The following is a 4,314-nucleotide window of genomic DNA, read 5'->3' as shown; positions in this document are numbered from 1 at the left end:
CGTGGACCTCGACGCCGTCGCGGCGTCGATGGCGGGGTACACGGGCGCCGACGTGGCCGCGGTGGTCCGCGAGGCGACGCTGCTGGCGGTCGAGGACGTGACGAACCGCTACGCGGGCGAGGAAGCCAACGATCACGCCGAGGAGATTCTGCTCACCGGCGAGCACTTCGAGCGGGCGCTCGACGCGGTGGAACCATCGATCTGACGCTGCCCCATCCGCCACCTTCGGGTCGTTTATGCCTGTCGCGTCGTACTGTCGGGTTATGGCGTTCGGCCTCAGCAGGCGTGCGACGGCCGCGGCGGTCGCAGTCGGACTGACAGTGATCGGGATGACCGTCGGGACGATACTGTTGCTGGCGACCGGCCGGACCCACGTCGGCTGGTTCATGTTCCTGCTCTCCTTCGGCGGGTGGATGTTCGCCGCCGTGGCGGGGATGCTACTGGTGTGGGACTCCGGCTACTTGGACCGGTGAGCGCGTCGTTCCGATAGGCCAAAGTACGCGCCGGCCACAGTCGCCCGTATGGACGACCACGATCACGACGACGGCGACGAGGGGCGCGTCACCGCACCGATGCAGGAGTTCACGACCGGGGAGGCCGGCGTCGGCGCCGCGGTGCTCGTCGTCGGCCTCGTGCTGACGTTCGGGCTGGCGCTGGGACTGGTCGGGTTCTAAGCCGGCCCGCTTCGGCGGGCGCCGTCCGACGGGAAATCGATTCGCCGGCGGACCGCCGGCGATGGATTTTACTCCCATGTCGAACAGCTTACGGGTACGTGGGCGAGCACGAGACGTCGACGCCCGACAGCCCCGGGGCGAACTGAGATGGGAGAGTTCGAGGACCACTACGCGGCAGGGAGTCGTCGCTTTCCGGTCGCCAGCCTGTGGCTCGTGGTCCCCGTCTACGTGGGGACGAACGACCCGACGCTCGTCGTCCTGACGCTGGTGCTCGGGAGCCTGATCGTCCGCGCGGGTGCGGTGGTGCCCGACATCGACAGCCACGACTCGATCCCTCGCCGGAAGCTCGGCCGTCTGCTCACCGTCTGGGTGCTGCTCGTCTTCTTCCTCGCGTCGGTCGATCTCGTCGTGCCGGGACCGCTGCTCGCGGGCGTGCTGTCCGCGCTCCCGGTGGGGTTCACTCCGTCGGCGCTGTTCGTCCTCCTGCTGCTCTGGACCGGGCTGGCGTCGCGCCACCGGAGCATGACCCACTCGATCGTCTGGGGGGCGGCGCTGTCGGTCGCGTTCGGGGCGACGGGCTTTTTCTCGATCTATCGCGGGGGCGTCGCCGCGGCGGCGACCGTCGGCACCGCGCTCGCGGCGTACTGCTTCGTCGGGTTCTACAGCCACCTCGATATCGACGACGAGGAGGACCAGGTCGTGCCGTCGCCCGACGAACGCGAGTTCGACGGCTACGAGCAGTACGTCCGGGACTGGACCGCGCAGTATCGGTGGCTGAGCGTCCCGGCGCTCGTCGCCGGCCTCGTCGTGACGGAGTCGGGGCTGCTGCTGCTCGCCGGGCTGGCGCTCGTCTACTGCGGGCTGCTCGCCGGGCTCACCCTCCCGAACATCGACCGAAAGCGCTCGGAGCCGCGCCGGGTGTTCGACCTCGTCGGCATCGGCGTGTTGACCGGCCTGTTGCTCCAACAACTGTTGGCGACCCGGGCCCGACTCCTCGCCGAGGGGGCCGAGCGGGCGCTGGCGCTCCCCTCGGGGACCGTCCCGGCGTTCTACCTGTTCCTGCTCGTGCTGTGGCTCGGCCGCGAGGGGAACCTCCTGCGGCGGCTCGGGCTGGGTAGAGTGACCCACACGCTCCACTGGCCGGCCGCGGTCTGTGCGTCGTTCGTCCTCCTGATCGTCGCCGGCACGTCGGGGCTGCCCCGCGATACGACCGTCTTCCTCGCGGCGGTCGGGACCGGTTCGATGCTGTACGGCTTCTACCACCACCTCAGGGAGGACGAGATCATCGCGGCGCCCGAACACGGCGTCGACTGAGCGTCCGAGGCGTCACACCGCGGGGACCGACGGACCGAGGTGAAACGTCCCGCCGCCCACCGGAGTTAACCCCTGCGGGCCGCTTGCTCCGACCATGAGCGACAGCCACGTTCCGGCCGAGTACCGCGCGATCGCGGCGCTCCCGCTGACGGTCGACGGCGTCGGCTACGAGCAGTTCGAGCAGGACACCTCCTCGGGGTTCACCCGCGTCACGACCGTCCTCGAACTCCGCGGCGACGGCGCGACCGGCCGCGGCGAGGACGTGACCTACGACACGGCGGACCACGAGCGCCTCGCGAGCGCGCTCGACGCGGGCGAACTCTCGCTCCCGACCGGCTCGTTCACGTTCGAGGAGTTCTCGGCGTCGCTCGACGAGGTGGAGCTGTTCCCCGGCGAGGGTCCCGAGCGCGAGGACTCACACGACTACCGACGCTGGGCGGTCGAGTCCGCGGCGCTGGATCTCGCGCTCCGACAGAACGACACCGACCTCCCCGACCTGCTCGACCGCGAGCACCGGCCGGTCCGGTTCGTCGCGAGCACGCGGCTGGGCGAGCCGCCGAGCGCCGACCGCGTCGACGAAGTCCGGTCGCGCACCCCGGGGATCGGGTTCAAACTGGACCCCACGCCGGAGTGGGACGACGACCTGATCGACGATCTGCGGGCCCGCGACGCCGTCCGCGTCGTCGATCTGAAGGGCCACTACGAGGGGACGGACGTGGACACCGAGGCCGACCCGGAGTTCTACCGCCGGATCGTCGACGGCTTCCCCGAATCGGTGGTCGAGGACCCGCTCGTGACCGAGGAAACGCGGCCGGTGTTCGAGGGGGAGGAGGGACGCGTCTCGTGGGACAGTCCGATCCACGGGCTGGACGACGTGCGCGCGCTCCCCTGGGAGCCGTCGTGGCTCAACGTCAAACCCTCCCGCTTTGGCACCGTCGAGTCGCTGCTCCGGACGGTGCGCTGGGCGCTCGACAACGGCGTGACGCTGTACGGCGGCGGCCAGTTCGAGCTCTCGGTCGGCCGCGGGCAGGCTCAGGAGCTCGCGTCGCTGTTCTACCCCGACGGGCCGAACGATCTCGCGCCCAGCGTCTACAACGAGGCGTCGCTCCCGCCGGAACTCCCGCGGAGCCCGATCGCCGTGCCCGCCCGCGGGAGCCACGAGGGGTTCGGGTTCTGACTGGCCACGGCGGCGACGCTACGACGCCGAGGCGTTCCCGACCGTGACGCGTGGACCGTCCGCCGCCGTCACGTTCGCCGCCCGGACGAACGACTCGTTGCCGAGGTAGACGACGACGGTCCGTTCACTCGCGCGCTCCAGCCGGTAGGTCACGTTCCCGTCAGGCCGCGTCCAGACGCTCCCCGCTCGCGTCGCTTTCGCGTCGAGGTAGCGCTCGAACGCGCGCTCGAACTCGGTGGCGTTCGCGGCGTCGTCCCACCGCAGCACCCACGCCGTCGCGGTCGCCTCGCCGCGCTCGTAGGTCACTCGTCGGTCGTTCCCCCAGCCGGCCGCAGCCTCGGCCGCGGCGGACCTGTTCAGCTCCGTCCGGAGCGCGACCCGGAGGAACAGTTCGCCCTGCGTGGCGCCGGCGGTCCGCTCCCAGTCGCCGACCGCGCCGGCGGTGACGTTTAACGGGGCGATCGGGTCGTCAGTGCCGTGGAGCACCTGTTCGGTCGAGATCGGCGGGTCGGTGTGTATCGCGGCGAGATCGTCGCCAGCGGCGAGTCGCTCCTCGACGTAGGGAGCGCCGTACCGATAGGGAGCCAGCAGGAGTCGGTTCCACGCCGAAGCGTTCCGGTAGCGATCGGTGTAGGTCACAGGCTCGGTCGACGGCATGTAGGCCCGCTGGTACTGGCCCTCGAACTCGGTCGCCGCCCCCTCCATCACGAGGCGACTGGTCTTGCGGACGTCGTAGGTCCACTGGCGGTCCTCCGAGAGCGTGGAGAGGAGATCGCTCTTCCACCCCATTCCGAACTGGACGGTGTGGACGAACTCGTGGGCCAGCGTCCGCTCGGTGACTGCCTCATCGCGTAGCGCCGGGTCGAAGAGGTAGACGGTCGAGGGGTCCGTCGCGGCGCCGGCCGCCCCGACTCGCTCATCGGGGGGCGTGATTCCCAGCGAGGCGTAGAACGGCGAGGCGTCCTGTGGCGGGAGATCGCCGCTCTCGGCGGTGTACACCGTCGGCGGCTCCACGTCCTGCCCCGTGAGGTTCAGGACGCGCTCGAACACCGGGTCCGGATCGACGGGCAGCCCGTCGTTGGGGATCAAGACGCCGTCGCCGTCCGGCGTCACTCCGGCGGTCGGTGTCGGCGTGGCGGCCGCGTCAGT

General features: G+C 70.6%; 6 protein-coding genes. 5 read left to right on the top strand and 1 reads right to left on the bottom strand.

All coding sequences use genetic code 11. The annotated features are described in order from the left end of the window. The 5 genes from ACFR9S_RS05300 to ACFR9S_RS05280 form a co-directional block, all read left to right on the top strand. Window positions 1-205, top strand: a 205-nt coding sequence (locus ACFR9S_RS05300) for a hypothetical protein (RefSeq protein WP_379818220.1), incomplete at its 5' end; no start/stop codon positions are given. Window positions 206-263: 58 nt separating this feature from the next. After that, window positions 264-473, top strand: coding sequence for a hypothetical protein (locus ACFR9S_RS05295; RefSeq protein ID WP_379732185.1), 210 nt, complete (start codon window positions 264-266; stop codon window positions 471-473). A gap of 48 nt (window positions 474-521) precedes the next feature. Beyond that, window positions 522-674 (top strand): DUF7550 family protein, encoded by a 153-nt coding sequence (locus ACFR9S_RS05290; protein ID WP_379732184.1) that lies wholly within the window; start codon window positions 522-524, stop codon window positions 672-674. A 147-nt stretch (window positions 675-821) separates the two neighbouring features. After that, window positions 822-1,988, top strand: coding sequence for a hypothetical protein (locus ACFR9S_RS05285; RefSeq protein ID WP_379818219.1), 1,167 nt, complete (start codon window positions 822-824; stop codon window positions 1,986-1,988). A gap of 94 nt (window positions 1,989-2,082) precedes the next feature. After that, complete coding sequence (locus ACFR9S_RS05280) at window positions 2,083-3,165, top strand: enolase-like domain-containing protein (RefSeq protein WP_379732182.1); 1,083 nt, start codon at window positions 2,083-2,085, stop codon at window positions 3,163-3,165. Window positions 3,166-3,183: 18 nt separating this feature from the next. Here ACFR9S_RS05280 and ACFR9S_RS05275 read toward each other — a convergent pair. After that, the coding region (locus ACFR9S_RS05275; RefSeq protein WP_379818218.1) for a DUF2268 domain-containing putative Zn-dependent protease at window positions 3,184-4,314 on the bottom strand (1,131 nt) is incomplete at its 5' end.

Source organism: Halolamina salina (assembly GCF_042678005.1).
In the GTDB taxonomy this organism is placed as follows: domain Archaea; phylum Halobacteriota; class Halobacteria; order Halobacteriales; family Haloferacaceae; genus Halolamina; species Halolamina salina.
This window is presented reverse-complemented; position numbering and strand designations above follow the sequence as displayed.

Coding starts and splice junctions, on each gene's coding strand:
- ACFR9S_RS05295 (WP_379732185.1), top strand. CDS start 264: ATGGCGTTCGGCCTCAGCAGGCGTGCGACGGCCGCGGCGGTCGCAGTC.
- ACFR9S_RS05290 (WP_379732184.1), top strand. CDS start 522: ATGGACGACCACGATCACGACGACGGCGACGAGGGGCGCGTCACCGCA.
- ACFR9S_RS05285 (WP_379818219.1), top strand. CDS start 822: ATGGGAGAGTTCGAGGACCACTACGCGGCAGGGAGTCGTCGCTTTCCG.
- ACFR9S_RS05280 (WP_379732182.1), top strand. CDS start 2,083: ATGAGCGACAGCCACGTTCCGGCCGAGTACCGCGCGATCGCGGCGCTC.